This is a genomic window from Streptomyces sp. NPDC111507 (genome assembly GCF_055638955.1).
In genome coordinates this window covers 186768-211276 of record NZ_JBVKBU010000007.1, presented here as the reverse complement: position 1 = coordinate 211276, position 24509 = coordinate 186768, and the positions used below count along the sequence as shown (strand labels likewise).

Annotated in this window: 23 protein-coding genes and 1 pseudogene; 12 read left to right on the top strand and 12 right to left on the bottom strand. The window is 70.7% G+C overall.

Annotated elements, in window-relative coordinates; translation table 11 throughout:
* The first annotated feature begins 100 nt into the window (after nucleotides 1-100).
* Nucleotides 101-1012, top strand: coding sequence for an endonuclease/exonuclease/phosphatase family protein (locus ACZ7M2_RS28070; protein WP_471597626.1), 912 nt, complete (start codon nucleotides 101-103; stop codon nucleotides 1010-1012).
* A gap of 164 nt (nucleotides 1013-1176) precedes the next feature.
* Here ACZ7M2_RS28070 and ACZ7M2_RS28065 read toward each other — a convergent pair whose 3' ends face one another.
* From ACZ7M2_RS28065 to ACZ7M2_RS28055, 3 genes are all read right to left on the bottom strand, one after another.
* The gene (locus tag ACZ7M2_RS28065) at nucleotides 1177-1374 is read right to left on the bottom strand and encodes a hypothetical protein (RefSeq protein WP_471597625.1); all 198 of its coding nucleotides are present in this window, start codon (nucleotides 1372-1374) and stop codon (nucleotides 1177-1179) included.
* Nucleotides 1375-1420: 46 nt separating this feature from the next.
* Nucleotides 1421-2836 carry a cytochrome P450 gene (locus ACZ7M2_RS28060; protein WP_471597624.1) on the bottom strand — a complete coding sequence of 472 codons (1416 nt, stop codon included), beginning with the start codon at nucleotides 2834-2836 and terminating at the stop codon, nucleotides 1421-1423.
* A gap of 128 nt (nucleotides 2837-2964) precedes the next feature.
* Nucleotides 2965-4245, bottom strand: coding sequence for an MFS transporter (locus ACZ7M2_RS28055; RefSeq protein ID WP_352047099.1), 1281 nt, complete (start codon nucleotides 4243-4245; stop codon nucleotides 2965-2967).
* Nucleotides 4246-4939: 694 nt separating this feature from the next.
* On the opposite strand from ACZ7M2_RS28055, the gene ACZ7M2_RS28050 reads away from it, so the two are divergent.
* Together ACZ7M2_RS28050 and ACZ7M2_RS28045 are read left to right on the top strand one after the other, a co-directional pair.
* Nucleotides 4940-5116 carry a CsbD family protein gene (locus tag ACZ7M2_RS28050; protein WP_079065332.1) on the top strand — a complete coding sequence of 59 codons (177 nt, stop codon included), beginning with the start codon at nucleotides 4940-4942 and terminating at the stop codon, nucleotides 5114-5116.
* 319 nt (nucleotides 5117-5435) lie between these two features.
* Nucleotides 5436-5804 (top strand): low affinity iron permease family protein, encoded by a 369-nt coding sequence (locus tag ACZ7M2_RS28045; protein ID WP_471597623.1) that lies wholly within the window; start codon nucleotides 5436-5438, stop codon nucleotides 5802-5804.
* A gap of 33 nt (nucleotides 5805-5837) precedes the next feature.
* Here the strand turns inward: ACZ7M2_RS28045 and ACZ7M2_RS28040 are convergent, their stop codons facing one another.
* The 3 genes and pseudogenes from ACZ7M2_RS28040 to ACZ7M2_RS28030 all read right to left on the bottom strand — a co-directional run bounded on the left by ACZ7M2_RS28040 (nucleotide 5838) and on the right by ACZ7M2_RS28030 (nucleotide 7872).
* Nucleotides 5838-6272 (bottom strand): hypothetical protein, encoded by a 435-nt coding sequence (locus tag ACZ7M2_RS28040; protein ID WP_471597622.1) that lies wholly within the window; start codon nucleotides 6270-6272, stop codon nucleotides 5838-5840.
* A gap of 75 nt (nucleotides 6273-6347) precedes the next feature.
* Nucleotides 6348-7316: pseudogene (locus ACZ7M2_RS28035) on the bottom strand (TIGR03557 family F420-dependent LLM class oxidoreductase).
* A gap of 145 nt (nucleotides 7317-7461) precedes the next feature.
* Complete coding sequence (locus tag ACZ7M2_RS28030; protein WP_471597621.1) at nucleotides 7462-7872, bottom strand: substrate-binding domain-containing protein; 411 nt, start codon at nucleotides 7870-7872, stop codon at nucleotides 7462-7464.
* Nucleotides 7873-7922: 50 nt separating this feature from the next.
* On the opposite strand from ACZ7M2_RS28030, the gene gndA reads away from it, so the two are divergent.
* Nucleotides 7923-9362, top strand: a complete 1440-nt coding sequence (gndA, locus tag ACZ7M2_RS28025) for an NADP-dependent phosphogluconate dehydrogenase (RefSeq protein ID WP_471597620.1) — start codon at nucleotides 7923-7925, stop codon at nucleotides 9360-9362.
* A gap of 268 nt (nucleotides 9363-9630) precedes the next feature.
* Here the strand turns inward: gndA and ACZ7M2_RS28020 are convergent, their stop codons facing one another.
* The 4 genes from ACZ7M2_RS28020 to ACZ7M2_RS28005 form a co-directional block, all read right to left on the bottom strand.
* Nucleotides 9631-10674, bottom strand: a complete 1044-nt coding sequence (locus ACZ7M2_RS28020) for an NAD(P)-dependent alcohol dehydrogenase (RefSeq protein WP_352047104.1) — start codon at nucleotides 10672-10674, stop codon at nucleotides 9631-9633.
* A gap of 217 nt (nucleotides 10675-10891) precedes the next feature.
* A complete protein-coding gene (locus ACZ7M2_RS28015) occupies nucleotides 10892-11926 on the bottom strand; it encodes a zinc-dependent alcohol dehydrogenase family protein (protein ID WP_471597619.1) in 1035 nt (344 codons plus the stop codon).
* Nucleotides 11927-12131: 205 nt separating this feature from the next.
* Complete coding sequence (locus ACZ7M2_RS28010) at nucleotides 12132-12509, bottom strand: toxin Doc (RefSeq protein WP_352047106.1); 378 nt, start codon at nucleotides 12507-12509, stop codon at nucleotides 12132-12134.
* Nucleotides 12509-12748: a hypothetical protein gene (locus ACZ7M2_RS28005; protein ID WP_352047107.1), complete on the bottom strand. Its 240-nt coding sequence runs from the start codon at nucleotides 12746-12748 to the stop codon at nucleotides 12509-12511. Before ACZ7M2_RS28005 ends, ACZ7M2_RS28010 begins: the two co-directional genes overlap by 1 nt.
* 146 nt (nucleotides 12749-12894) lie before the next feature.
* Here ACZ7M2_RS28005 and ACZ7M2_RS28000 point away from each other — a divergent pair, with 146 nt between their 5' ends.
* Complete coding sequence (locus ACZ7M2_RS28000; protein ID WP_067374821.1) at nucleotides 12895-13515, top strand: L-threonylcarbamoyladenylate synthase; 621 nt, start codon at nucleotides 12895-12897, stop codon at nucleotides 13513-13515.
* A 51-nt stretch (nucleotides 13516-13566) separates the two neighbouring features.
* Here ACZ7M2_RS28000 and ACZ7M2_RS27995 read toward each other — a convergent pair whose 3' ends face one another.
* Nucleotides 13567-15348: a PucR family transcriptional regulator gene (locus ACZ7M2_RS27995; RefSeq protein WP_471597618.1), complete on the bottom strand. Its 1782-nt coding sequence runs from the start codon at nucleotides 15346-15348 to the stop codon at nucleotides 13567-13569.
* A gap of 282 nt (nucleotides 15349-15630) precedes the next feature.
* Between ACZ7M2_RS27995 and dnaK the strand changes: the two genes are divergently transcribed.
* From dnaK to trxA, 6 genes are read left to right on the top strand one after another with little or no spacing between them, the layout of a single operon-like run.
* A complete protein-coding gene (gene dnaK / locus ACZ7M2_RS27990; RefSeq protein WP_471597617.1) occupies nucleotides 15631-17535 on the top strand; it encodes a molecular chaperone DnaK in 1905 nt (634 codons plus the stop codon).
* Between the two features lie 9 nt (nucleotides 17536-17544).
* A complete protein-coding gene (locus tag ACZ7M2_RS27985; protein WP_352047111.1) occupies nucleotides 17545-18063 on the top strand; it encodes a nucleotide exchange factor GrpE in 519 nt (172 codons plus the stop codon).
* Nucleotides 18064-18069: 6 nt separating this feature from the next.
* Nucleotides 18070-19047, top strand: coding sequence for a DnaJ C-terminal domain-containing protein (locus ACZ7M2_RS27980; RefSeq protein WP_471597616.1), 978 nt, complete (start codon nucleotides 18070-18072; stop codon nucleotides 19045-19047).
* Nucleotides 19044-19439 (top strand): chaperone modulator CbpM, encoded by a 396-nt coding sequence (locus ACZ7M2_RS27975; protein ID WP_101406834.1) that lies wholly within the window; start codon nucleotides 19044-19046, stop codon nucleotides 19437-19439. Before ACZ7M2_RS27980 ends, ACZ7M2_RS27975 begins: the two co-directional genes overlap by 4 nt.
* Nucleotides 19430-22072 carry an ATP-dependent chaperone ClpB gene (clpB, locus tag ACZ7M2_RS27970; RefSeq protein WP_471597615.1) on the top strand — a complete coding sequence of 881 codons (2643 nt, stop codon included), beginning with the start codon at nucleotides 19430-19432 and terminating at the stop codon, nucleotides 22070-22072. The genes ACZ7M2_RS27975 and clpB overlap by 10 nt, the downstream gene beginning before the upstream one ends.
* Nucleotides 22069-22527: a thioredoxin gene (gene trxA, locus ACZ7M2_RS27965; protein ID WP_352047115.1), complete on the top strand. Its 459-nt coding sequence runs from the start codon at nucleotides 22069-22071 to the stop codon at nucleotides 22525-22527. Before clpB ends, trxA begins: the two co-directional genes overlap by 4 nt.
* Before the next feature lie 24 nt (nucleotides 22528-22551).
* On the opposite strand, the gene ACZ7M2_RS27960 is transcribed toward trxA, so the two are convergent.
* A complete protein-coding gene (locus ACZ7M2_RS27960) occupies nucleotides 22552-23340 on the bottom strand; it encodes an IclR family transcriptional regulator (RefSeq protein ID WP_471597614.1) in 789 nt (262 codons plus the stop codon).
* A 106-nt stretch (nucleotides 23341-23446) separates the two neighbouring features.
* On the opposite strand from ACZ7M2_RS27960, the gene ACZ7M2_RS27955 reads away from it, so the two are divergent.
* Nucleotides 23447-24406, top strand: coding sequence for a 5-dehydro-4-deoxyglucarate dehydratase (locus ACZ7M2_RS27955; protein WP_471597613.1), 960 nt, complete (start codon nucleotides 23447-23449; stop codon nucleotides 24404-24406).
* The last annotated feature ends 103 nt before the right edge of the window (nucleotides 24407-24509 follow it).

Sequence of the window (24509 nt, the reverse complement as noted above, 5' to 3'; positions counted from 1 at the left end):
GGGCGACGTGGGTGGTGAGGGTGACATGGGTTCCCGGGTGCGGAAAGCTGCTCACGCCGGTTTCCGCGGACCGGACCGGTACGGGGACACTGGCCTGACGATGAATCAGTGGAATCAGCGGGACCAGGGCACGCGCCGTCGACCGGTGCGGCTCGCGACGTTCAATGTGCTGCACGGTCGGCCGCTGCCGGGCGGAGGATCCCTCTCCCCCGCGAACCCGGCAGAAGGACCACTCGCCCGAGCCGTCCTGTCCCTGAAGGCCGATGTCCTGGCCTTGCAGGAACTGGACCGCCTCCAGGAGCGATCGGGCGGGGTCGACCAGGCGCCGGTCGCCGCCGAGGCGGCGGGGCTGAAGCACTGGCGCTACGCGAGCGCGTTCCACGCCCGTTCCACAGCGGACCGGGGGTGGATCCGCGACCCGGCCGAGCCCGGGCTGCGGGTGTACGGCCCCGAGGACGCCGGCTCGGCCACGGACGTCCCCTCGCACGGGATCGCGTTGCTGTCCCGGTTTCCGGTACGGGACTGGCGGGCCCGGCGGTTGGCCCCGGCGCCCCTCGGTATGCCCTTGAAGATGCCCGGGCGGCCCGGGCTCACGATGGTCAGGGACCAGCCGCGCGCCGCGCTGGCCGCCGTACTGGAGGGACCGGGCGGTCCGTTCACGGCGGTGGCGGTGCACCTGTCGTTCGTACCGGGCTGGAACGTCGCACAGCTGCTCGCCGTCCGCGACTGGATCGCCGACCTGCCCCCACCTCATGTGCTGCTGGGCGATTTCAACCTGATCGGCGCCCTGCCCAGGGTCGTGCTGAACGCTCCCGGGAAGACCCGCACCCCACCGTCGCCCAGTGGCTGGTTCGACCTGGCCCGCACCCCGACCTATCCCGCGCACCGCCCGGTCGTGCAGTTCGACCATGTGCTCGCGAACGGCGTCGGCGTGACGGCGGCGAGCGGAGTGCGCACGCCCGCGACGGGGATCTCGGACCATCGCCCGCTCGTGCTGGAACTGTCCCTGTGACCCCGCCCGTTCAGCCCGCCGTGCCGAGGGCGGCGCGTGTCATGAGGCCGGCCAGGGCCGAGCGGGACGGTGTGTCCCGCCCGTGCGGCAGACGGCGGACGCAGACGGATGCGTCTCGACCGTACGGCGGCTGAGGTGCAGCCGCGCCGCGATGGCCGGGTTGCTCAGTCCCTGCGTCCCTGGGCAGCGCCGACGAAGGCGTCGGTGAGCGCGTGGAACGGGATGTGCTGCTCGTACTCCGTGGCTCTGCCGCGCGGCACGGTGAACCCGGCCTGCCCCAGGCCGCTGATCACGGCGTCGAGACGAGCCGGCTGCGCGGTCCCGCCGACCAGTTGTGCCGCGCTCGCATCCCCCCATGGCACTGTGAGCGCCTGGTACGTCGATTGCGGTGCGGGGGGGGGCGGCGGCTCAACGGCCCGTCCGGATCAGGCCCGTCAGGTAGCGCCAGAGCGACGAGCGGCGCTGGACGGCCTGGTCCGTCGCCGCCGTCCCGGACACATCGGGGGTGTCGGACTCCGCGCCTGTTGCGTGCTCCTGTCCTTCCGGCGCCAACGGGGCGACCGGCGAGGCGAGTTCATAGCGCACGGGCAGCGATCGCAGGCCGCGCATGAACGGGGAGGAGCGCCAGGGCAGTTGGTCCACCGGGAGCGCGAGTTCCAGGTGGGAGAAGCGCTCGAACAAGCGGCTCACCCCTGCCGCCGCGACCGTCGACGCCAGCTCGCGTGCCGGGCACTGGCGTCGGCCCGCGCCCCACGCGAGGTGCGCCCGGCTGCTGATCGTCGTGTTGGCCACCGCGTGGTCGGCGAAGACGGGATCGGCGTGCGCGGCGGCGGAGGACACCCAGACCGGATCGCCTTCACGGATCGTGTAGTTGCCGAGCGGAGTGTCCTTGGCCGCGAACCTCGGTACGAAGTTCACCAGGGGCGGTTTGCGCATGACGACCCGGTTCATGGTCTCCCTGACCATCCCGGCGGACAGACTCGCCCGTGCGCTGCCCTCCCCCGCGATGACCTCGACCACGGTGTTCGAGATCAGGATGCCGACGTGGTCGGACGTCATGCCGAGCAGCATGAACAGCTCGCGGGCGAGCGCGTCGAGGGAGAGGTCGGGGTGGGCTGCCAGCAGGTAGGAGGGGAAGTCGTCGCCCGGCCGCGACCGCTTGGCCGCCGCCAGTTCCACCAGGGTCTCCAGCAGGCGTTCCAGGGCGGGTTCCGCGTCCGGCCCCGCGTCGAGCACCCGCCACATGTCCATCAGCGCGTCGTCGCCCTGTGAGCCGGGGAAGCCGAGCAGATGGCTTGCCACCATCAGCGGCAGCGGCCGCGCGAACTGCGCCGACAGGTCGGCCACGCCCGTGCCGCCGCCCTGTCCCAACAGGGTGATCAGCTCGTCGGCATGGGCGGTGACGGCCGCTTTCAGCCGCTTGGTCTGCGGATGGCGCGGATCCTGGAAGGGTTTGAGCGCCGCGTCCCACGCCGTCCGCAGCGGCTGGTAGCCGGGACCGCCCTGGATCAGCACGTGGTTCACCTCCAGGGAGGGTGCGAGCGGCCAGTCGGCGGGAACCCTGCCCTCCGACCGGGCCCGCCAGTTCTCCAGCCCCTTGGGCCACGCGTCGTCGTCCTGGAGGACTTGAAGCGACTCGCGGTACCCCAGCACCAACCACGCCGGTACGCCCAGCAGATCGACCGGCGCGACCGGTCCGTGCCGCTGTCTGAGCCGCTCGTAGACGAGCGCGGGGCGCGTCTCGTAGTCCCGGGTCAGCAGCGGCTGCGCGGTCATCGCCTCCAACCGCGTGTCGTCCACGTCCATGGATCCGCCGTCCCCCATGTGGGATTCCACCGTTCGCAGCCCTTCGACGCTCCCCACCACCGGTTCGTAACTCTTCAGCGGCTACGAACCGGTGCCAGACCCTACCCCAGGCCGCACGAACAGACCGCCGCGGGGCGCCCGTTGGTTCAGGCCGTGACCTGCGCTGGTTTGCCCGGAGTGCGCAGGACCGGGTCGGTGCGCAGACGCAGGAAGGCGAGACCGAGGGCGACGGCCTGCAGCGCGGCGCACACCGCGATGACGTAGTCGAGGGCCCACGGCGAGGTGAGGGCGACCACGATGCCCGCGAGCGGGAAGGGCAGCAGCAGAAGCAGGATGGTCAGGGAGAGGGTGCTGCCGAAGACCGCGGCCGGGATGAGAAGGGAGCGCAGCGTGCGCAGGACGACGGTCAGGCCGCCGTCGCCCGCCATGAACAGCGCCATGAGGACGACGTACGCGGTGTACGTGGGCGCGTGGGCCAGGGCGAGACAGGCCGCGGACGCGACGGTGGAGCACACCACGCCGACTCCCCACAGGCCCAGCCGGTTGAGCGCGAAGCGGCAGACGGTGACCGTCAGGAGCGTGGAGGCCGCGGCTGCCGACCAGAGGGTGCCGACGGCCGCGGGGGACAGTCCGAAGCGCTCGACGACGATGATCGGGCTGGCGGACTGGAGCAGCCCGAGCGCGAGGTTGGAGACGGTCAGACCGCCCACCAGCCAGCCGAGCGCGGGCAGCGAACGCAGCGTCCGCCAGCCCGTCTTGAGGCCCGCTCCCCGCTGTGTGGCGCCGGGTTGGGAGCCGCGAAGGGGGGTCGGCGGGGTCTGCAGGGCGAGGGCCGCCGCCAGGCACGACAGCACGCTCAGAACGGCGAGCATGTGGGTCGGCCCCGCCAGCAGCAGGACGCCGCCGAGCGCGGGGCCGGTGAGCGTCGCCGTCTGGTCGATGCCGATCAGGACGGCCTGAACCTTGTGTGCCTGGGTGTCCGCACGGCGGCTCACGATCGCGCCCACGGCTTCGTTGGCGATGAAGCTGAACTGCGTCAGGGTGCCCGTCGCGGCGGCCAGCGCCATCACGACGAGTGTCTGCGCCGTCCCCCGTTCCAGCATCGTCAGCGCGACGCTCCCGCCGGCCACGAGCACCCCGCGCGCCAAGGAGGCGAGGAAGAACACGATGGCGGCTCCACACCGGTCGACCAGGTCACCGGCGAGACCGAAGGCCGCCACCCGCGGTATCCATTCCAGCGCGAAGGCCAGCCCGGTCAGCGAGGCGGATTCGGTCGTGGCCAGCACCAGGAGCGGCATGGCGTACGTCGACATGGAGAAGGCGAGTGCGTCGAAGGCCCGCGGTGCGTAGACCCGGCGGAGCAGGCTGCCGGGAGGTACGGCGGCATGCCGACCGGCCGGTCGGCCCTCGTACAGTTGAATGGTCACAGAGTATGGGGGGCTTTCACTCAGCTGTGATGGGGAACGCCCGGCGGGCTCGAAGGACCCCCAGGCGGGCAGGTGCACGACATTCATCGAGCCGGAGAGCCACCCGCCGTCCACGGCGTGACGCCCCGGCAGCGGTCCGTTCGACACCGGCGGCACCTACGGGGTGGTGCGGGCCGCCCAGGCACCGGGACCGGTGGAGACCTCTCCACCAGGACCGGCGGAGAGAGGACTGCTCGTCCCTGCCATGGCGCGATGTCGGGTCACACGAACTCCGCTCGGAACGAGGGCGAGTCGGGAAACGGGCATGCGGGATGAATCGGCACGACCGAGACCGGGGAAGGGCATCGACGCAGGCCTTGTTTAGGCATCAACATCTGTGCAGCCACAAGGTAGCCGAAACTTGCGGATCACCCGAAAGCGTAATCAGCCAAAGTCACCGACCTGCGGCTGAATATGACATCAGCAACAGCCGGGCCGTGCAAGAGGTGCGCCGGATCCCGCCGGACCGTCGCACGGGGCGGTGCGCGGAACGGACGCGTCGGGCAGTGGGAGCCGGGGAGTCAAGAGGGGGACGCCCGGACCCGAACGGTGAAATCGCGTATGCCGGTTTGCGGTGTCCACCTCCTGGCCACACGGTGAAGAAAGGCATGTCGCCGCACCCCACTCGTCGGCGGCCTCGAGGAAAGCGACTGTGATGATGAAGGGCAATGCCAGAACGAAGCAGCTCAGGGGCAAGATGAGGGAGACCCTCGGCAAAGCCCTGGGCGACAAGTCCATGCAGAGGGCGGGCCGCGGCGAACAGCTGCGCGGAAAGGCCCAGGAGATGACCGAAAGGGCCGCGGGCCAGATCCGGCAGCGGACCAAGCACTGAGGACGACGGCCCGGGCGTCCCGGATACGGTCCTCGGCGCCCCGGGCAGGGTGTTCAGCGCCCCCGGGCGCGGTCGTCGGCGTCGTCCCTCGGGTGGATGCGACGGTGCCGCTCGGTCCGCCGACGGTGACGAACCGTGTTCCGGCCTGCCGGCCCCATCGCGGTGGTCGGCGCCCTACGAGGTCAGTGGCCCGGGATCGATACCGGCGAGGGCCGCTTCCTCTCGCCGGCGTGCGCGACCACGCCACCGAGGAGGGTGCGCGACGCGCCGGAGGCTCCGCCGGGTCGGCGGAACCCCGCAACGGAGGGCGCGCAGGACCATGACTCTTCAGCATCCCGCCGACCGCGGCGGCGCCGGACGCGGCAGGTTCGAACGATTCGCGGAGTCGGTGTCCACGGTGACCAGTTCACCGGCCTTCTTCGTCTTCTGTCTCGCGCTGGTTTCCTTCACCGTCGCCGTGCACATCGCCGGAATCGGGACGGAGTGGCTCCTTCTCGCCGGCGACTCCATGACAGCGGTGACGTTGCTGCTCCTCGCGCTGCTCAAGAATTCGGAACTCCGGGCCGAGCGAGCGATTCAGCGCAAGTTGGACGCCATCGCCGCCGCTCTGCTCGAAGCGCAGGAAGGTGAACCCGGAGAGGCGCACGAGAACCTCAGGGACGTGATCCGGATGGAGGAGGAGATCTGAGGGACCGAGGGGCGACTCGTTCCCCGGGCGGGCCTACGCGTGTGTCAGCCGGAGCCGTAGATCGATCTCCTGGTCGCCGGAGGCGGATCCGGACACCTGGACGCCGAAGGCGGACGTGAGGGTCTGCCGCAGTCGGTCGACCGCCACGGGACCGCCTTGGAGCTCCACGGTGACGGAACCGTTCAGGGAGAGGTCGGACGGAAGCGCGGCGTCGCGCGCGTCCCGCCCGACGAGGAAGGCTCCGGTCCAGGTGTCGGACCGCGCGGCGCTGTCGTGCCGTGGCATGTCGTCACCGCTTTCCTCAGCGAAGCGTGTGCCCAGAACGCGCAACACGGTGTCCGCGTCCGAGATGGAGCAGGCGTCCAGGACGACCTGCACCAGCTCCGGGGAAGAGGCCGACCGATCGGCCGGGTCGGGGGATGACGAGGTGTTGTGCGCGGTGTCGGTGTGGTGCGCCGTGCTGTTCATGGTGTCCTCTCACGTCTCCTGGTCGGGCCCGGCACCGGCGGAGCGGAGCCGAACCGCATGCGGGTCGCGTTGTCGTCAGAGTTCGCGCAGGGCGGGCAGCAGTGCCTTCTCGGCCCAGGCGATGAACGGGAGTTGCTGGTCGCCGCCCACCTGCACCAGGGCGATCTCGGTGAAGCCCGCCTCCACATAGGGTCGGACCGCCTCCATGAAGGTGTCGACGTCGCACAGGACGGCTCCCGCGGTGTCCTGCGGCGTGACGTACCGGGTGGCGCCCTCGAAGCCCGAGGGGCCCGGCAGTTCGGCGTTGACGGGCCGGCCGCCGAGGGCCCAGCGGAACTGTTCGCGCGCGGGCCATCGCGGCCTCCCGGTCCGGGTCGTAGCAGACGGGCAGTTGCCCGACGCGCGGTGTGCCCCGGCCGCCACTTCGGTAGAAGGCCTCGATGCGTTCCGGCTCAGGCTCGGTGGCGATGACGAGGTCCGCGAGCCGGCCGGCCAGGGAACAGGACCGCTTGCCGGATACGGCCACCCCGATCGGGGGCGGTTCGTCCGGCCGGTCCCACAGCCGGGCGTTCGCCACCTCGAAGTGTGTGCCCCGGTGATGCACCTAGCCGCCCCCGAAGAGCTCGCGGATGATCTCCACGGCTTCCTCGAGCCTCTCCAGGCGGATCTGCGGAGAGGGCCAACCACTGCCAACCACTGCCCACCACATGCTCGTTGAGGTTCTCGCCCGAGCCGAGCCCGAGCCGGAAACCGGCCCTCCGAGAGCAGTTGCAGGGGCGCCGCCTTCCGCGCGACGACGGCGGGGTGACAGCGGGTCGTCGGGCAGGTCACGTATGTCATGAGCGGTATCCGCGCCGTCGCCTGGGCGGCGGCGCCGAGCACGCTCCACGCGCAGGGGGCGTGCCCCTGCGACTCCAGCCAGGGAAAGTAGCGATCGGACGTGACGGAGACGTCGGAGCCAGCCCGCTCCGCCTCGACCACGTGTTCTACGAGGTCGCGGGGGCCGGCCTGCTCGGCCATCACCGTGTAGCCGATTTGTGCCATATCATCCGCATTACCCGTAGCCATGATCCGAAACATCCGACCGCTGTCACAGGTGGCGAGTCGGCGCCGACCGGAGGGGGCACCGCCTTACCGACGCCAGGCTCCCCCACGCCCCGGAGGTCACGGTCCTCCGGGGCAGGCCGGGTCAGGCCGAGTCGCGGATGAGCACCCGTCCCGGGGTCCGGGTGATGCCGCCCGTGTCGAGGCCGAGGGCGGCACGTGCGGCCAGTCGCCCGTGGGCTTCGGCGTCGATGTGGACGGTGGTGAGTGCGGGGGTGATCAGGCCGCCGTACTCGGTGTCGTCGAAGCCGATCACGGCGATGTCGTCGGGCACGGTGAGACCGAGGTCGTGCAGGGCGGTCAGGGTGCGCAGGGCGACGTCGTCGTCGAAGGCCGCGACGGCCGTCACCGACTCGTGCGTCGCGCGGAACGCCTCAACGGCCGCATCGGCTTCGGCCGCGTGGACCGCGCCCCGACGACCTCCTCCGGGAACCTGATCAAGATTGGCCGCCGCGATATCGAGAAGACCGAGCCGTCGGCCCGTACCCATGGTCATGGGGTCGCCCCGCCCCTGACATGGCCGACATTCGAAGAACAGGCAGCCTCATGAACGCATCCGCTTCCATCGGCGTCACCGGCCTCGGAGTGATGGGCCGCAACCTGGCCCGTAACTTCGCCCGGAACGGTTACACCGTCGCCGTCCACAACCGCTCCGCCGGCCGCACCCGCGCGCTGGTGGACGAGTTCGGCCACGAGGGCACCTTCGTCCCGGCCGAGACGGCCGAGGAGTTCGTGGCCGCGCTCGCCCGCCCCCGCCGCCTCATGATCATGGTGCAGGCGGGCGCCGCCACCGACGCCGTCATCGACGAGTTCGCCCCGCTCCTCGAGAACGGCGACGTGATCATCGACGGCGGCAACGCCCACTTCGCCGACACCCGCCGCCGCGAGGCCGCGCTGCGCGAACGCGGCCTGCACTTCGTCGGCGCGGGCATCTCCGGCGGTGAGGAGGGCGCCCTCAACGGGCCGAGCATCATGCCCGGCGGCTCGGCGGAGTCGTACGCCGTCCTCGGCCCGATGTTCGAGAGCATCAGCGCCAAGGTCGACGGCGAGCCCTGCGCCACCCACATCGGCACCGATGGCGCCGGACACTTCGTCAAGATGGTCCACAACGGCATCGAATACGCCGACATGCAGCTCATCGCCGAGGCCTACGACCTGCTGCGCCAGGTCGCCGGGTACAGCCCCGCCGAGATCGCCGACGTCTTCCGCACCTGGAACGAGGGCCGCCTCGGCTCCTATCTGGTCGAGATCACCGCCGAGGTCCTCGCCCACACCGACCCGCACACCGGTGGCGCGTTCGTCGACATCGTCGACGACGCCGCCGGGCAGAAGGGCACCGGCCGCTGGACCGTGCAGACCGCCCTCGACCTGGCCTCCCCGGTCACCGCCATCGCCCAGGCCACCTTCGCCCGAGCCGCCTCCGGCCAGAGCGACCTGCGGGCCGCCTACCGAGGGCTGCCCGGCGGCACGACTCCCCCGCTCAGCCGCACCGAGGCCGCACGCTTCACCGCCCAGGTCGAACACGCCCTGTACGCCTCGAAGGTCATCGCCTACGACCAGGGCTGGAAGATGATCCTGGACGCCGCCGCCGAGTACGGCTGGAAGATCGACCTCGGTTCGGTCGCGCGCATCTGGCGCGGCGGCTGCATCATCCGCGCCTCCTTCCTCGACCGTATCCGCGCCGCCTACGCCACCGACCCCGACCTCGTCAGCCTGCTCGCCGAGTCCGGTTTCGCCCAGGAGATCAGCGACGCCCAGGTGCCCTGGCGGGAGATCGTCGCCTCCGCCGCCCGGCGTGGCATCCCCGTCCCCGCGTTCTCCGCCGCGCTCGCGCACTACGACACCCTGCGCGCCGATCGCCTGCCCGCCGCTCTCCTCCAGGGGCAGCGCGACTACTTCGGCGCCCACACCTACCGGCGCACCGACCGTGAGGGCTCCTTCCACACCCACTGGTCGCAGCCCGACCGCCCCGAAACCACCGCCTGACAGGGACTCGGGCCGCGCGGGACACGGCGCGCGGCTCACTTCCGTGAAGGGGGCTCGGCAGCACGCCGCCCACGGCCGTGGTCAGCAGCAGGGCCGCGGCGAACAGAAGGCTGACGGGCAGGGACATCCACACTGTGCGACGACTGGGAGAACCAGATCGTCTTCACGTGCCCCTCGGGTGACCTCGGCACGGACGGCGGCACCCCGTACGAGGGCTCGGGGGCGCGCCTCGTACGGGGTGGTCTCGGGGGGACGGTGCCGCGGCGGATCAGGCCAGGGTCGCGGTGTCGATCACGAAGCGGTAGCGCACGTCCGAGGCCAGGACACGCTCGTACGCCTCGTTGATCTTCTCGGCGGGGATGATCTCGACCTCGGCGCCGATGCCGTGCTCGGCGCAGAAGTCGAGCATCTCCTGCGTCTCGCGGATACCGCCGATCAGCGACCCCGCGTACACGCGGCCCTGCATGATCAGCGAGAACACGTTCAGCGACAGCGGCTCCGCGGGAGCGCCGACGTTGACCATCGTGCCGCCCACGGCGAGCAGGCCGAGGAAGGTGTCGAGATCGAGCTTGGCGCTGACCGTGTTGAGGATGACGTCGAAGGTGCCGGCGAGCTGCTCGAAGGTGGCCGGGTCGCTGGTGGCGTAGTAGTGGTCGGCGCCCAGCCGCAGGCCGTCGTCCATCTTCTTCAGCGACTGCGACAGGACGGTGACCTCGGCGCCCATCGCGTGCGCGATCTTGACGGCCATGTGACCGAGTCCGCCGAGGCCGATGACGGCGACCTTCTTGCCGGGGCCCGCGCCCCAGCGGCGCAGCGGGGAGTAGGTGGTGATGCCCGCGCACAGCAGCGGGGCGGCCTCGTCGAGGCCGAGGCCTTCGGGGATGGTGACGACGAAGTCGTCGTTGACCACGACGTGGGTGGAGTAGCCGCCCTGGGTCAGGGTGCCGTCGGCGTCGATCGAGCCGTAGGTGAGGGTGTTGCCCTTGAGGCAGTACTGCTCCTCGCCCCGCAGGCAGGGCACGCACTCACGGCAGGAGTTGACCATGCAGCCGACGCCGGCCCGGTCGCCCACGGCGTACCGGGTGACCTCGGAACCGACCTGGGTGACGATGCCGGCGATCTCGTGGCCGGGGACCAGGGGGTAGGTCGCCGGGCCCCACTCGCTGCGGACGTTGTGGATGTCGGAGTGGCAGATGCCGCAGTACTTGATGTCGATGAGGACGTCGTGCGGGCCGACGTCACGGCGCTCGACGGTGGTCGGCGCGAGCGGTTCGGTCGCCGAAGTGGCGGCGTATGCGGGGACGGTGAGCACCGGTCCTCCTGTGGGGGGGGTGAAGGGGATGGGGTCGTCGGCATCCGGACGGTTGCCGAAGTCCGGCGTCCAACTCGCTGTTGACCTCGCTCGTCGCCGACCTGACCGTGATGTTCAGGGGAGCGGTGTGCAGGGGTGTGGCAGGGCCCCCAGGGGGCTGTCGCGCAGGTCAGGCGGCGCCGGAGTGGGGCGCACCCACCAGCGGTCGGCGCCGTGGTCAGGGCTGGACGAGCACCTTCAGTGCCTCCCGGGCGGCCATCGCGCGATAGCCCTCGGGTACCTCGTCGACGCTCACCGTGCGGTCGAAGACGCGCCCGGGTTCGATCTTCCCCTCGAGGACGTCGGGGAGGAGTTCCTCGATATAGGCGCGGGCCGGAGCCACACCGCCGGTGAGGGTGATGTTGTTCATGAACACCTCGAAGCCCAGGGGCGCCTGGTCGTACTGCGGCGCGCCCACCCGGCTGATCGTGCCGCCCGCGCGCACCACGCCCAGCGCCGTCTCGAGGGCGGGCAGCGTACCGACGCACTCCAGCACCGTGTGCGTACCGTCGCCGCCGGTCAGCTCGCGCACGCGCGCGACGCCTTCCTCACCGCGTTCGGCGACGATGTCGGTGGCACCGAAGTCACGGCCGAGATCGGTGCGGTCCTTGTGCCGCCCCATCAGGATGATCCGCTCGGCGCCGAGCCGCTTGGCGGACAGCACCGCCGACAGCCCGACCGCTCCGTCACCGACCACGGTCACGGTCGTCCGCGGGGTGACTCCCGCCGTCACCGCGCAGTGGTGGCCGGTGCAGAACACGTCCGACAGGGTCAGCAGCGACGGCAGCAGGGCGGAGTCCTCGCCGACGGGCAGCTTCACCAGCGTCCCCTGGGCCTGCGGTACCCGCACCGCCTCTCCCTGGCCGCCGTCCACCCCGTCCGTGGCCCAGAAACCTCCCTGCCGGCACGAGGTGTGCAGGCCCTCGCGACAGAAGTCGCAGGTGTTGTCCGAATAGACGAAGGGGGCCACCACCAGGTCTCCGGTCTTCAGTCCGGACACCTCCGCGCCGGTGTCCTCGACCACACCCAGGAACTCGTGGCCGATGCGGTCGCCCTGCTCGGTGGGCGGACGCGACCCGTACGGCCACAGGTCGCTGCCGCAGATGCACGACCGCAGCACGCGTACGACCGCGTCCGTGGGCCGCTGGAGCTTCGGGTCGGGAACCTCCTCCACCCGCACGTCACCGGCACCGTAAATCAGAGTTGCGCGCATGAGTCTTTCCGATCGAGTCGTCCTGTACTTGCTCGCAGAGCGTCGAGAGCGGCGGCAGCGCCGCGTCCGACTCGGAACAACCGGGAATTCAGGCGACTGCCCCCTTCACCCAAAGGGGACATTCCGGCCGTTCAAAAAGTATGGGTCCCGATATCGGGGCCCGCACTCTCACGCCTGTCTGCGATGACGACTCGAGGGCGCCCTTTCAGACCTTCCAGGAGCGCAGCTGGTCGGCGACGGCGGGGACGCCGACGCGGGTGTCGTGGATCTTGCGGACGAGGTCGGACAGGGCTCCGTAGGGCGGGTCGATGCCCTCGCCCGACTGATCCATGTACTGGGCGGCGACGAACGCGGCGAACAGGCTGTTGCGGTGCGGCAGGGGCTCCAGGCGCACGATGGTGTGCATCAGCGCGGCGGCGCGCCAGGCCGCGTCCGGGTCGGCCGCGGCGAGCGTGGGCAGCTTGGTCTTGTGCCGGGCGACGGCCGCGACGAGCGCGGAGTAGTCCGACACGGACATGTCCTCGCGGGCGAGGGCGGCCTCCTGGACGTCGAGCAGCCAGGCGACATCGATGGTCAGGTGCATCAGGCGGCCGCGGATCCGTCCCGGCGCTCGGCGGGCGGCACCTCGTCGGGGAACGCGTCGTCGAACTCGCCGCGCAGCCGGTCGGCCCAGGCGGTGGCGCCTGCGACGAACTGCCTGCGCTGCATCTCCCGGACACCGAGGTCGTGCAGATACTGCTTGAGACTCTTGCCGTCGGCCGAGGCGGCTGCGCGCACTCCCTCGAGCTCCTCTTCCGTGAAGGTCACGTTCAGTGATGGCATACAAGGATGGTACCTGGTTGGTACCTGGGGCGCGAGAGCCCAGGACCGGTCGCCGGCGCCGAGCCGGGTGCGGTGCCGGTGTCCTCCTGGATGAACGAGCGGCCAGGGGCGTCAGGTCCCGGACGTCGCCGATCTAAGCTCGGCGCATGGCCAAGTACTTCGACGTGCACCCCGAGAACCCCCAGCAGCGCACTCTCAGCCAGGTGGCGGACATCATCCGCGGCGGAGGGCTCGTCGCCTATCCGACCGACTCCTGCTTCGCCCTCGGGGCTCAGCTGGGCAACCGGGACGGACTCGACCGGATCCGTTCGATCCGTCGGCTGGACGACCGGCACCACTTCACCCTGATGTGCCAGGACTTCGCGCAGCTGGCCCACTTCGTACGCCTGGACAACGCGGTGTTCCGTGCGATCAAGGCCTCGACTCCGGGTAGTTACACCTTCATCCTCCCGGCGACGAAGGAGGCACCGCGCAGGCTGCTGCACCCGAAGAAGAAGACGGTCGGTGTCCGGATTCCCGACCATGTCGTCGCCCGGGCGCTCCTCGCCGAGCTCGGCGAGCCCCTGCTGTCGAGCACCCTGCTCCTCCCCGATGAGGAGAAGCCGCTGACCCAGGGCTGGGAGATCAAGGAGGAACTCGACCACGTGGTGGACGCGGTCCTCGACTCCGGCGACTGCGGCGTCGAGCCGACGACCGTCATCGACTTCTCGCAGGGCGAGCCCGAGATCGTACGACGAGGAGCGGGCGACCCCTCCCGGTTCGAGTGAGACGCTCCCTCTCGGTTCGAGTGATTCGAGCGAGCGGGGCGGGCCGGGCGGTCAGAAGGCGGGGCCGCTGACCTTCCAGATCCGGGTGGCGACCTGGAGGTTGAAGCGGCTGTCCACCTCGTCGAGCCGACGGCCGCTGACCTCCCTGATGCGCTGCAGACGGTAGCGGAGCGTGCTGCGGTGCACGGCGAGGGACTGCGCCGTCTCGTCGTAGTTGCCGCCATGGTCGAAGTACCGGGTGAGGGTGTGCACCAGGTCTGTGCCGTGGGCGTCGTCGTAGTCGAGGAGCGCGCCGAGCCATTCGCGGACGAAGTCGGTGACGTCCCCCGCGTCCTTGTCCCGGGCCAGGATGCGGTAGAGGCCGAGCTCCTCGCAGGTCGTGGTGCCGTCCGCGGGGTGGGACTGGCGGCGTACGGCGAGCGCGCGGACGGCCTGGTCGAAGGAGCGCGGGATGTCCGCCACCGCCTCGCACAGGCTGCCGATGCCCACCGCGCCGTGCGGGGAGCCCACTTCGTCGGCGAGGGCCTTGTACAGGCCCGAGTCGCGCGGCTCACCCCGGACCACGAGCACCGCCATGTCGCCTCGTCGGGCCAGCAGCGACCGCAGGCCCCGTCCCTGCGCGGCACGTCCCACCGCTCCCAGGAATCGGTCGTCGGCGGCCGTTCCCCGCCATTGTGCGACCGTGACGTGGTGCGGTCCGTGCAGGTCGTGGCCGACGGCCTCGGCTCTGGCGTACGCGCCTCCGGCGTCGGCGCCGGTGAGCAGGTCGTCCACAAGTTCCCGGCGCAGGCGCAGTTCGGCCTCCGCCAGACTGCGGCGGTGGGCCAGTTCCAGGGACAGTGCCGTGCACGCGTGTTCGAGGGCGAACCTTTCAGCCTCGCCCGCCGTGCCGTCGGGGTCGATCAGCTCGATGCTGCCAAGGGGCTCCCCGTGGTGGCGGGCCAGTCCGACGAGGCGTCCCTCGTGGCGGATCGGACCGAGCTCGCGCATCGCGTCGTGCATGAGTTGCTCGCGCTGGAGCGGATCGGGCTTGGCGTGGACCTCGGGCGGGACCGGCCCGGCGCGGGCGAGGAGGTTTCCGAAACGGTCCTCGACACGGGTGGCGAGGCCGGTCAACTCGTACACGGCGGCGGCGATGCCGTGCTCCCCCTCGTCGGTGAGGGAGGTCCGGGCGAGGACGTCGTGCACGGTGCGCTGCTCCTCCAGCTCCGCCACCAGCGCGGTGAGTCTTCCGTTGACCGCGTCACGCTCCTCGATCGCCCGGAACAGCTGTCGGGCGTACTCGCGGTCGCGGCGGCGGGCCTCGGCGTTGTAGAGCGCGGCGCCGGTCGGCTGAGCAAGGGCGTAGACGAGGAAGCGGTCCTCGTCGGGAGGCGGTTTCCCGGCGCTGACCAGCAGGTAGCCGAGCAGCCCGCCGGAGCTGCGCAGGCCCACTGCCCAGCCCCAGCCGCCCTCCCGGAACTGGACGGCGCCGTCCTCCCCCTCCAGCGCGGTCAGCTGCTCGACCGGGTCGGTCAGATCGCGCGGTGCCCGGCCGTCAAGGGCCCGCGTGCTCGGCGTGGCCTCGAGCTCGAAGCGGCCGTCCCTGAGCATGTAGCAGCCCTCGGGCCGGCAGTCGAGAAGGCGTGGCACCTCGTCCATGGCCAACTGGAGGATCTCGTCCACCGGGCGGCCGTCGAGCATGGTCACGGCCAGGACGAACACGTCGTACAGGCTCGCCGACTGCCTGCGTCCCCAGCCGGTCAGGGCGGTGGTCGGCGCCCGGCTGCCGAGGCCGCGTGGTGCGATGCTCCGGTGCGCCGCACCGGTCGCGTCGTCGGCCGTGCCAGACATGCCGTAATACTATCTTTCACCCCTTTTCGCCGCTTCTTGCGTTGGGCACCCATGGGGGCGGCGCGTACCGCGTGGCCTCCTGCACTCCCAGGGGGAGACGAAGGGCCGAACTTCGCCCCGTCGGGAGCAGGCGTCGCCCTTCGTCCCGTAACACCCTGGCAAGGACGGAACCCACGACCCGTGTCCGCCCGCTGACGCCCGCGGACACGCGACCTCACCTGAAGACAACCGCCGCCACCGGAGACGGGCGGACGCCGGGGGTGGCAGGCGAAGGAGTTCCTCATGGCCAAGGCAGTCGGAATCGACCTGGGCACCACCAACTCGGTGATCGCCGTATGGGAGGGCGGTGAAGCGACCGTCATACCCAATGCCGAGGGCTCGCGCACCACGCCCTCCATCGTCGCCTTCACCGACAGCGGCGAACGGCTGGTGGGTCAGCTCGCCAGGCGCCAGGCGATCCTCAATCCCAAGGGCACCATCTACTCGGCCAAGCGGTTCATCGGCCGGCACTTCGACGAGATATCCGACGAGGCCAAGGCGGTGGCGTACGACGTCGTCGAGGGCGAGGGCGGAGTCGCGCGCTTCAAGGTGCGCGACAAGCTGTACGCGCCCGAGGAGATCAGCGCGCTGGTGCTGCGCAAGCTCGCCGACGACGCGGGCAAGCAGCTGGGCGAGAAGGTCACCGAGGCCGTCATCACCGTGCCCGCGTACTTCAACGACGCCCAGCGCCAGGCGACCAAGGACGCGGGGCGCATCGCGGGGCTCGAAGTACTGCGGATCATCAACGAGCCGACGGCGGCGGCACTGGCGTACGGCATGGAGAAGAAGCAGCACGAGACGGTGCTCGTCTTCGACCTCGGTGGCGGCACCTTCGACGTGAGCATCCTGGACGTCGGTGACGGGGTCGTGGAAGTGCGCTCGACGGCGGGCGACAGCCACCTCGGCGGCGACGACTTCGACCGTCGCCTCGTCGACCTGCTCGCGGACGGCTTCCAGAAGGAGAACGGGATCGACCTGCGCAAGGACCCGCAGGCGCTGCAACGGCTGTTCGAAGCCGCGGAGAAGGCCAAGACGGAGCTGAGCTCGGTCACACAGACGCAGGTCAGCCTTCCGTTCATCACCGCGGACGCCTCCGGCCCCAAGCACCTGACCGAGACGGTCATGCGGTCCACGTTCGAGAAGATCACCGCCGACCTGGTCGAGCGGACCATGGAGCCGGTCAAGCAGGCGATGACCGACGCCAAAGCGAGCGCGAACGACATCGACGAGGTCATCCTCGTCGGCGGTTCGACGCGCATCCCGGCCGTGCAGAACCTGGTCCGCCGGCTGACCGGCGGCAAGGACCCGAACATGAGCGTCAACCCCGACGAGGTCGTGGCGCTGGGCGCCGCGATCCAGGCGGGCGTGCTCAAGGGCGAGGTCAAGGACGTCCTGCTGCTCGACGTGACCCCGCTGTCGCTGGGCGTGGAGACCCGTGGCGGTGTGATGACGAAGATCATCGACCGGAACACCACGATCCCGGTCCGCCGCTCGGAGACCTTCTCCACCGCGGAGGACAACCAGGAGGCCGTGGACGTCGTCGTCCTGCAGGGCGAGCGCGAGATGGCCGCCGACAACCGGATCCTCGGCCGCTTCCAGCTGAAGGACATCCGCCCCGCCCCGCGCGGCGAGCCGCAGGTCGAGGTCATCTTCGACATCGACGCCAACGGCATCCTGAACGTCACCGCACGGGACAAGGACACCAGCAAGGAACAGACCATCACGATCAGCGAGGGCTCCAACCTCGACCAGGGCGAGGTCGAGCGGATGGTCCAGGAGGCCGAGCAGCACCGCGGCGAGGACCAGGCGCTGCGCGACGCCGTGGACGCCCGCAACGAACTGGACGCCGTGGCCTACCAGGTGGAGCGCCGGCTGAACGAGCTGGACGACGCGGTGCCCTCGCACGAGCGGGCCCGGGCGGACATGCTCGTCGCCGATGCCCGTGAGGCGGTCCAGCAGGAGGCGTCCCCGGACAAGGCCAGGCCGCTGACCTCCGAGCTCCAGCAGGTGCTGGCGTCGCTCGCCCAGTACCAGGCGGGCGCGGCCGCACAGGCCCAGGCCGGCGCCGGAACCGGAACGGAGGACACCGCGAGCGCCTCGGCAGCAGCCGGCGACGACGTGATCGACGCGGAATTCGACAAGAGCTGAGGAGCGGTCATGGCCACCGAGCAGGAGCCGATGACGCCCCCGGAACAGCCGGACGAGCCCCCCTCGTCCTCGCAGATGCCGGAGGCGGACGAACAGACCGCCGCCCTCGACGAGATGCGCGACCGCTGGCGCCGCGCGCTCGCCGACCTGGACAACCTCCGCAAGCGTCATGCGAAGGAACTCGAACGCGTGCGGGCCGAGGAGCGCGCCCGCACCGCCGGGGCCTGGCTGCCCGTCCTCGACAACCTGGAACGGGCGCTGGCCCACTCCGACTCCGACCCCTCCGCCGTGCTGAAGGGCGTCGAAGCCGTACGCGACCAGGCGGTCGAGGTGCTGCGCGGCCTCGGGTATCCCCGCTACGAGGAGACCGGAGTGCCCTTCGACCCGACCCGGCACGAGGTCGTCGGAGTCGTCGACACCCCCGACGCCGAGCCGAACACCGTGGCCCAGGTGGTGAGCCCGGGCTACGGGGCGGACGGGAAGCAGTTGCGCCCCGCCTTCGTCGTGGTCAGCAAGCGGCAGGAGTGACGCCCCATGGCACGGGACTACTACGACGCGCTCGGGGTGCCGCGCACCGCGAGCGCGGAGGAGATCCAGCAGGCGTTCCGCAAGCTGGCGCGCAAACACCATCCCGACGTCAACAAGGACCCGGGAGCCGAGGAGCGCTTCAAGGAGATCAACGACGCGTACAGCGTGCTGTCCGACCCCAAGACCAGGCAGCGCTACGACCGCTTCGGTGAGAACTACCGGCAGATCCCGGAGGACTACGACGAGCGGGTGGCCGCGGGAGCGGGTGCCCGGGGCGGCTGGAGCGCGGGCGTCGGAGGGGCCGGAGGAGGCGGCGGACGCGGGGTGCGCTTCCGTACAGCGGACGGTGTCGACTTCGACGGCTCCGGCGTCGACTTCGAGGACCTGTTCGGCGGGATCTTCGGACGAGGCGGGGGCGCGGGGGCGGGGGGCGGCTGGGGTCCCGTGCCGGGCGCCGACCAGGAGGCCGAGATCCAGCTCGGCGTCGAGGAGGCCTACCGGGGCGGCAAGCGCGGCATCACCCTGGGCGGCCCCACCGGGCAGCGCACCTACGACGTCAGCATCCCGCGCGGGGTGGTGGACGGGCAACGCATCCGGCTGGCCGGAGAAGGCGGCAGGGGCAGCCCCGACGCCCCGCCGGGCGACCTGTATCTGCGCGTGCGGATCAAACCCGACGGTCGGTTCCGGCTGGAGGGCCGCGACATCCACGTGGTCCTCCCGGTGACACCGTGGGAGGCGGCACTCGGCGCGACCGTGCCGGTGTCCACGCCCGGCGGCACGGCCAAGGTCACCGTCCCCGCGGGCTCCTCCAGCGGCCGCCGACTGCGTCTGCGCGGCGAGGGCATGCCCAACCCGCGCGGCGAGGACGGCAATCTGTACGCGGAGGTCCGCATCATGGTGCCGCCCGAGCCGACCGCCCGTGAGCGTGAGCTCTTCGAGGAACTGGCCGCCGCGTCCGCCTTCGACCCGAGGAGGCCCCGATGACCACAGCCCCCCGTCCCGGCGGTGCGCACCGCCGTACCGCCACCCCAGTACCCCGGCCGGCCCTGAACATCGTGGTCCGCGCCGCCCCGCTCGGACCGGCCCATCGGCTCGGTCTCGACGCCGTCGCCACCCGTTCCGGTCTCCATCCGGACCTCGTACGCCGGTTCGTCACCCTCGGCCTCGTCGACGCCACCCGGGACGCCACCGGGCGACTGTGGTTCGAGCCGTCCGCTCCCGCCACCCTCGCCCGCATCCAACGACTACGGGCCGCGCTCCCCCTCAACTACGCCTCCCTGGGTCTGGTGCTCGATCTGCTCGACCGGATCAGTGAGTTGGAGGACGCCCTGAGGCGCAGCAACGCCGGCTCCAGGAGTGATGAATCGTGGATATGAACCGGCTCACCCAGAAGTCCCAGGAGGCGCTCCAGGAAGCGCAGACCATCGCCGGCCGGCTGAACCAGACCGAGGTCGACGGCGAGCATCTGCTCCTCGCCCTGCTCGACCAGCCCGACGGCCTGATACCGCGGCTGATCGACCAGTCGGGCGCCGACACCCGGGCCCTGCGCACCGCGCTGAACGAGGAGTTGGCCCGCAGGCCGAAGGTGACGGGCCCCGGTGCCACCCCCGGGCAGGTGTACGTCACCCAACGGCTTGCGAAGGTACTGGACTCGGCCGAGCAGGAGGCCAAGCGGCTCAAGGACGAGTACGTGTCCGTCGAGCATCTGGTGCTGGCCCTCGCCGACGAGGGCTCCCGCACGGCATCCGGCCGGCTGCTCAAGGAGCACGGCGTCAGCAAGGACGGGTTCCTGTCCGCGCTCACCCGGATCCGCGGCAACCAGCGCGTCACCTCGGCGACGCCCGAAGCGGCGTACGAGGCACTGGAGAAGTACGGCCGTGATCTGGTCGCCGAGGCACGCAGCGGCAGGATGGACCCGGTGATCGGCCGGGACGCGGAGATCCGCCGGGTCATCCAGATCCTGAGCCGCAAGACGAAGAACAACCCCGTGCTCATCGGTGACCCGGGTGTCGGCAAGACCGCCATCGTGGAGGGGCTCGCCCAGCGCATCGTACGGGGCGACGTGCCCGACGGGCTGCGCGACCGGACGATCTTCTCCCTCGACATGAGTTCGCTGGTGGCAGGCGCCAAGTACCGCGGCGAGTTCGAGGAACGACTGCAGGCCGTACTGAGCGAGGTCAAGGCGGGCGAGGGGCGCATCCTGCTCTTCGTCGACGAACTGCACACGGTCGTCGGCGCGGGCGGCGGCGCCGAGGGCGCCATGGACGCCGGGAACATGCTCAAGCCCATGCTGGCGCGCGGCGAGCTGCACATGATCGGCGCCACCACCCTCGACGAGTACCGCAAGTACGTCGAATCCGACGCGGCCCTCGAACGCCGCTTCCAGCAGGTGCAGGTGGACGAGCCGAGCGTCGAGGACACCATCTCCATCCTGCGCGGACTGCGCGAGCGCCTGGAGGTCTTCCACGGTGTGAAGATCCAGGACACCGCGCTGGTCGCGGCGGCGACCCTCAGCCACCGCTACATCTCCGACCGGTTCCTGCCGGACAAGGCCATCGACCTGGTCGACGAGGCGTGCGCGCGGCTGCGTACCGAGATCGACTCCATGCCCGCCGAACTGGACGAGATCACCCGCCGGGTGACCCGTCTGGAGATCGAGGACGCGGCACTCGCCAAGGAGACCGACGCCGCCAGCAAGAAGCGACTCGACGAGCTGCGCCGCGAACTGGCCGACCTGCGCGCCGAGTCCGACGCCATGCACGCCCAGTGGGAGGCCGAACGCCAGGCCATCCGCCGGGTGCAGGAGCTGCGCCAGGAACTCGAGCGCGTCCGGCAGGAGGCCGAGGAGGCCGAACGCAGCTACGACCTCAACCGGGCCGCCGAACTGCGCTACGGCAAACTCACCGAACTCGAACGCCGTCTCACGGCCGAGGAGTACGCGCTGGCCGCCAAGCAGGGCGAGAACCGGCTGCTGCGCGAGGTCGTCACCGAGGACGAGATCGCGGAGATCGTCGCCGCCTGGACCGGCATCCCCGTCACCCGCCTCCAGGAGGGCGAGCGCGAGAAGCTGCTGCGCCTCGACGAGATCCTCACCGAGCGGGTGATCGGCCAGAACGAGGCGGTCAAGCTGGTCACCGACGCGATCATCAGGGCCCGTTCCGGGATCCGGGACCCGCGCCGGCCGATCGGCTCGTTCATCTTCCTCGGCCCCACCGGCGTCGGGAAGACCGAGCTGGCCAAGGCGCTCGCCGCGGCGCTCTTCGACTCGGAGGAGAGCATCGTCCGTCTGGACATGAGCGAGTACCAGGAACGGCACACCGTCAGCAGGCTGGTGGGAGCGCCTCCCGGATACGTCGGCTACGAGGAGGGCGGCCAACTCACCGAGGCGGTGCGCCGCAAGCCGTACTCCGTGGTCCTGTTCGACGAGATCGAGAAGGCCCACCCCGACGTCTTCAACATCCTGCTGCAGGTGCTCGACGACGGCCGCGTCACCGACTCCCAGGGCCGCACCGTCGACTTCCGCAACACCGTGATCATCATGACCTCCAACATCGGCTCGACCCACCTGCTGGACGGGGTGTCCGCCGACGGCGACATCAAGCCCGACGCACGGGCGCTGGTGATGAGCGATCTGCAGAGCCACTTCCGGCCCGAGTTCCTCAACCGCGTCGACGACATCGTGCTGTTCAAGCCGCTGGGCCTTACCCAGATCGAGCGGATCGTGGAGCTTCAGTTCAACGACCTGCGCCGGCGGCTGGCCGAACGGCAGATCACCGTCGAGCTCACCGACACCGCCCGCGAACTCATCGCCGAGCAGGGCTTCGACCCCGTGTACGGAGCCCGGCCGCTGCGCCGGTACATCTCGCACGAGGTCGAGACGATGGTCGGCCGGGCGCTGATCCGCGGTGACGTGCGGGACGGCGCGACGATCCGCGTCGACGCCCAGAACGGCGAACTCGTCGTCACCTACGGCGGACAGGCCGCACCGGACGTGCGGAAAGCCGCGTGAGTGCGGTGACGACGAGCACGGGCACGAGCAAGACGGTCGTCTGCGACCACTGCGGTCGCAAGAACCGGGTGCCGGCGGCGGCCGGGGGCACGCCGCGCTGCGGGAACTGCGCGTCCCCGCTCGCGTGGATCGCCGACGCCGGCGACGCCGACTTCGCGGAGGTCGCCGAACAGGCGAAGCCGTACGTCGTCGTCGACCTGTGGGCCACCTGGTGCGGGCCCTGCCGGATGGTCAGCCCCGCGCTGGAGCAGGTCGCCCACGAACTCGCCGGCCGGGTCAAGCTGGTCAAGGTCGACATCGACCAGAACCCGCGGCTCGCCCAGCGGTTCCAGGTACAGGCCGTACCGACGCTCCTGCTGCTCGACAAGGGAGAGGTGATCGCACGCAAGACGGGAGCGGCGCCCGCGCCGGCGCTGAGGCAGTGGGTGGAGGAGACCCTGGCCGCCCGTCACTGAACCCGGCCGTCGACGCGCGATCCGTCAACGCCAGTCGGGAGCACCCGAGGCGGGCGACAGCAGGGACTCGATCTTCATCCGCATCTCCCGCATGACGGCGACGATACGGGCCTCGTGCTCGCCGGTGAGCCGGGCCACCGGAACCGAGCAGCTGATCGCGTCGACGGCCGGCGTGTCGTAACGCAGGGCGAAGCCGAAGCCCGCGATACCGGGCACCGTCTCCTCGCGGTCGATGGAGTAGCCGCGCTTCCGTACCTCCGCGAGGTCCGCGAGCAGGGTGGCCTGCTCCGTGTGCGTGTTCTCCGTGAGAGCGGTCAACGGCTGCGCCGGAAGTGACAGTTCGCTGTCCGGACGCTCGGCGAGCAGGGCCTTGCCGAGGGCACCGGCGTGGGCCGGGACCCGGCGGCCGACCCGGCTGAGGGTACGCGCGTACTCGTGGGACTCGCGGGTCGCGAGATAGACGACGTCGGCGCCGTCGAGGCGGGCCAGGTGAATGGTCTCCCCGAGCGCGTCCGAGGCTTCGTCGAGATAGGGGCGGACCACCCGTACGTGCCGGTCGCTGTCGAGATAGCTGGTGCCCGTGAGCAGGGCACGGATCCCTATGCCGTACAGCGAACCGGTGGTGTCGGCGCGCACCCAGCCGCGGTCGACGAGGGTCTGCAGCAACTGGTACATGCTGCTGCGCGGCACCCCCAGTTGCGCGGCGAGTTCGTCCAGCCGGGCCGGCCGGTCGCCCCGCCCGGCGAGCAGTTCCAGCAGCGCGACCGTGCGGGCCGCCGACTTCACTTCTCGGACACCACTGCTCTCCGGCATGGGGCCCATCGTAAATCCGCCCTGCCGCACCCATTGACCTCGCGCGTTCACGAACCTAGCCTCCATCTTCATACATAGACGTCATCTGCATATGAGGACAGAGTTCATGACACGGTTCAGTGCGGCGGCCGAAGACGTGGCCAAGCGACTGCGGGACGGCATGGCGGGCGGGGTGCTGTCCTTCCCGCTCACGAGCTTCCGGGAGGACGGCGGGCTGGATCTGGCGGCATACCGTGCCTACCTGTCCGCCCAGCTGGACAGCGCGCCGGGCGCGGTGTTCCCCGCCTGCGGTACTGGAGAGTTCTTCTCGCTGGACGAGGACGAGTACCGGGCGGTCGTCGGAGCCACGGTCGAGATCGCCGACGGACGGCTGCCGGTCGTCGCGGGCATCGGCTACGGCTGGGCGCAGGCCCTGCGTTTCGCCCGGATCGCGGAGGAGGCGGGCGCGGACGCCGCGCTGGTACTCCCCCACTACCTGGTCGCCGCCCCGCAGGACGGGCTGGTGGAACAACTGCGGCGGATCGCCTCCGGCACCTCTCTGCCGCTGATCGCCTACCAGCGCGGTCAGGTCGCCTTCACCGCCGACAGCCTGCGCCGGATGGCGGAGATCCCCACGGTCATCGGCCTCAAGGACGGACACAGCGACCTCGACCGCCTCCAGCGCCTCACGCTCGCGGCGCCCGACGGCTTCCTCTTCTTCAACGGCGCCTCCACCGCCGAGATCCAGGCCCGCGCCTACGCCGCCGTGGGCGTCCCCGCCTACTCCTCGGCGGTCCACGCCTTCGCACCCGAGATCGCGAACGCCTTCTTCGCCGCCCTGCGGGACGGCGACGACGCGGGAGTGACCAAGCTCCTGCGCGACTTCTACGTCCCGCTCGTCGAACTGCGCGACCGGGTCCCCGGCTACGCGGTGTCGCTGGTCAAGGCCGCCGCCCGGCTGCGCGGTCTGCCGGTCGGGCCGGTTCGCGCGCCGCTCACGGACCCGGGTCCGGACGATCTCGGAGCGCTGGCGAAGGTGCTCGACGACGGTCTGAAGGTGGTCGGTGCCGTACGGCGGTCTGACTGACAGATGACGTCGTCTGTCATCTGTTATCCGTCATCTGTTATCCGCCATCTGTCACCTGTCATCTGTCATCCGTCATCTGCCCTCTGTCACCCGTCACCCATCG